The sequence below is a fragment of the Acinetobacter sp. Ag2 genome (assembly GCF_001005515.1).
Lineage (GTDB): Bacteria > Pseudomonadota > Gammaproteobacteria > Pseudomonadales > Moraxellaceae > Acinetobacter > Acinetobacter bereziniae.
In genome coordinates this window covers 1-1,811 of sequence record NZ_LBNA01000004.1, presented here as the reverse complement: position 1 = coordinate 1,811, position 1,811 = coordinate 1, and the positions used below count along the sequence as shown (strand labels likewise).

General features: G+C 40.0%; 2 protein-coding genes. Both read right to left on the bottom strand.

The genetic code is table 11. The annotated features are described in order from the left end of the window. Nucleotides 1-54: 54 nt before the first annotated feature. On the bottom strand, nt 55-1,203 hold the full coding sequence (locus AAV97_RS00025) for a protein rep (protein ID WP_046759452.1): 1,149 nt from the start codon (nt 1,201-1,203) through the stop codon (nt 55-57). 204 nt (nt 1,204-1,407) lie between these two features. Beyond that, nucleotides 1,408-1,653 (bottom strand): hypothetical protein, encoded by a 246-nt coding sequence (locus tag AAV97_RS00020; protein WP_046759451.1) that lies wholly within the window; start codon nt 1,651-1,653, stop codon nt 1,408-1,410. Nucleotides 1,654-1,811: the final 158 nt, after the last annotated feature.

Sequence of the window (1,811 nt, the reverse complement as noted above, 5' to 3'; positions counted from 1 at the left end):
TTGCGGAGTCGTCACTCGTAGCTTGTAAACATGACAACATGTAAACAAGGATACTTATTCCCTCAGTTGTCCATCATAGCCTAAGCATTCTTTGACATATTCCATTGCTTTTTTAAGTGTGTGATCTTCTTGTACCTTAATCAGCAATTCACCTTGTCTGCCGTGTTTGCGTATTGGATTCCATAGCTCAATAGATAACTTAAACATCAATTCGGCTACGTTGTCAGTTTCATCAACTAATTCTTGATCTGTTTTTTCTTCTTGTCCCTTGCTGGAGAGTTTCTTTAAACCTTTTGACCAATTTAATTGGCGTGTACCTTTGAATGCTTCAAAGTAAATCCTAAATAATTTTCCTGCATTTTCGTCACCCTCTGCATAATCACGGAGTAAATCGAAAGGCGTTTTAGAATCTGTTTTACCTTTTTTGATGTGGCCCTTAGTCATTTCATGTTCTAAGCCCCATTTAGCGACGTACTTAGCAGCCTTTTGACCATTGCGGAGATCCAAACCGTGTTCATAGCTTGGTTGGTCTAATCCTGCTTTTTCACATGCCTTTTTCCATTGTTCAAAGAATTGCATACGCATCACAGAACCACGTGGATTGTGTACGTGATATTTAGTGAATAACAAAATATGAAAGTGGGGATGGAATCCGTTTTTTCCGTGTGTCACTTCAAATACAGAAATGTAGTGTTCAATGGCATAGTGTTTGAAAAGGTCTTTAGTCGCCCGAACACCCTTGAGCATATATTTTCGAGCTTTAAGCATTGCAGGTTTTAAAGATTTAACGTCAGTACTCGAATAATGGGGAGCTGTTAGAGTAAGCAGTAACACATCACCGCCTTGAGCTTTCCACCAATCCATAGCCGTTTTTACTTCATCTTTTCGACCTTCTGAAATGATTGCAGAACAAACAGGACAAGCCCAGGGATTAGCACAGCGCATCACGTTCCCATAATTGGCTTTATTCCGTAATTTATTCAAAAAAACAGATACACCCTCTTCTTTTGTAATCCGATTATAGAAACAGTGAGCAGTACGTTCTTTAGGGAGTAATTTTCGAGCGAAGTGAAGTAATTTAAACTTTTCTCGTATGGGCTGAAAGCCTTGTGTGGTGCGGTTGGCGGAGTTATCCGTATATATACCAAGGGGCTTGCCATTTTCATCTACAGTCCAAACTTTTCCGCTGCCATTTGTAAGCAATTTAACTTGTGGCAGCCCTTCACTCGTTCGGTCGTATCGGTCGTGTCGGTCGGTCGTTTCCTCCTCCTCACTCCTCACGCCTCCTCGTTCGGGCTTGCCACTTTGAAATTTCAAATTTTGGTCGTACAATGTAATCTCCTTTGTACTTGGTCGTACATTCAGGATTCAAAGCCCTAAGAACTGCCATTCTTGGGGCTTTACTATTTAATCCCTTAAATTTTTTGCAGCACCTTCCAAACCAGAAGCTAGAAGATTCTTTAATATTTCGTTTTGATCGACGCCTTTTTCCAATTCTTGAAAAGCAGTTAACATAGCTTCGGCAGCCGGTCTTGATGCCTCTAAAAAGTCAGTTACAACGCCAGTTACTGTTTTTTTCTGATATTCAGCAAGTCTTGTAAGTAACTCGTGATATTCAGGATCAATAGATAGGGCAATCCGCTTTCTACTCATTTTTAAAATTCCTGTTACCTATGGCAACAATAATACATCTATTCAAAAAATAAGCAAATATTTTGCAATCGGCATAGCCGAAAAACTCCCGATCTTGATTTAGATGGGAGCTTGTAATCAGGGAGGAAAGGTTTTGGATTTTTATTGCGGAGTCGTCA

What these genes read in the sequence shown, in the direction of transcription:
- AAV97_RS00020 (WP_046759451.1), bottom strand. Translation starts at nt 1,653, where the DNA reads ATGAGTAGAAAGCGGATTGCCCTATCTATTGATCCTGAATATCACGAG.